Annotated in this window: 2 protein-coding genes; one reads left to right on the top strand and one right to left on the bottom strand. The window is 52.4% G+C overall.

The annotated features are described in order from the left end of the window. The coding region (locus CVU71_18605) for a hypothetical protein (GenBank protein PKN16720.1) at window positions 1-369 on the bottom strand (369 nt) is incomplete at its 3' end. Between the two features lie 253 nt (window positions 370-622). Between CVU71_18605 and CVU71_18600 the strand changes: the two genes are divergently transcribed. Further along, window positions 623-1,477: 3-hydroxyacyl-CoA dehydrogenase (locus CVU71_18600; protein ID PKN16719.1), on the top strand; the 855-nt coding region annotated here is incomplete at its 3' end.

The following is a 1,477-nucleotide window of genomic DNA, read 5'->3' as shown; positions in this document are numbered from 1 at the left end:
CTCGGCGCGCGCGCCGGTAAAGGCGCCCCGTTCATATCCGAAAAGCTCGCTTTCGATCAGGCTGTCCGGAATGGCTGCGCAATTGACATCTACCAGCGGTTTGCCCCTGCGGCTGCTCCTCTGGTGGATGGCACGTGCCAGAATTTCTTTACCCGTACCGCTTTCCCCGATAATAAGAACCGATATATCCGATTGAGCGGCCCGCTGGGCGGTCATCAAAGCATCCCGAAAAGCGGCATTGTTACCGATCAGTTCGTCAAATGCCGCTCCCAGCTTTTCCCCTGCCGGATTCTTCCGTGCAACAGCCGGACCACCGGCCTCATTTTTCTTATCTTTGCGCTGATCGCTCATATCCGCCATACAATCCATATTGTTTATTTAATATACAATATAATTGGTATTGTATACAATAAATACATCTTTGTCAAATACATCAGCAACAATTTATCGGCATGGCTGATCCGTCCCAGTGTCGCACACGGTAATATCATTGGCCGGGTAGTACCCGGGGGCCATTTTGGAATACACAGATCCATGAATATTCATTGGTATGGTATTTGCTAAATGAATGGAGTAAAATACTTTCGTCTGTATTCATTTTTTCAAAAAAGGAGGCCGTAACATGTCAGACACCGTGCGTTTTTCGAAAGAAGGAAACATCGGGATCATTACCATTAACAACCCGCCGGTAAACGCCTTGTCCCAGGCCGTTCGCGCCGGAATCAAGGCAGACCTGGAAAAAGGCATTGCGGACAACGATGTTTCGGCCATGATCATCCTGTGTGAGGGACGCACTTTTATTGCGGGCGCCGATATCCGGGAGTTCGGCAAGCCGCCCATGGAACCTTATTTGCCGGACGTCTGCCAGTTTATCGAGGATTCTCCCAAGCCGGTCATAGCCGCAATTCACGGAACGGCACTGGGCGGAGGTCTGGAAATACCGCTTAGCTGTCATTTCCGCATTGCCTTGCCATCCGCAAGGGTGGGCCTGCCGGAAGTGAAACTGGGACTTCTGCCCGGAGCGGGTGGAACGCAACGGCTGCCGCGTGTGGCCGGAGTGCAGGCGGCGCTGGAAATGATCACCTCCGGTGTTCCTGTATCGGCGGCGCGGGCTAAAGACATGGGCATTCTTGATGCAATCATTGAAGGCAACCTGAAAGCGGAGGCGCTCGCCTTTGCTAAAAAGGTTATTGATGAGAAACGTCCTGTCCGCAAAGTGAGCGAACGACAGGCCAAAGTCGATTCCCCTTCTGTTTTTGCCGATTTTGCCAAAGCCAATGCCCGCAAATTCCGTGGTGCCATCGCCCCGTTCAAATGCATCGAAGCTGTTAAAATCGCAACCGAGCTCCCCTTTACCGAAGGCATGAAACGGGAACGCGCCATATTTCTGGAATTGCAGGCATCAGACCAGTCCAGAGCGCTGCGTCACGTTTTCTTCTCCGAACGTGAAGTTGTCCGCATACCGGGGCTGCCCGAT

It is taken from the genome of Deltaproteobacteria bacterium HGW-Deltaproteobacteria-6, assembly GCA_002840435.1.
In the GTDB taxonomy this organism is placed as follows: domain Bacteria; phylum Desulfobacterota; class Syntrophia; order Syntrophales; family Smithellaceae; genus UBA8904.
The sequence above is the reverse complement of the archived record's forward strand: the minus strand, read 5'-3'. Positions and strand labels throughout refer to the sequence as shown.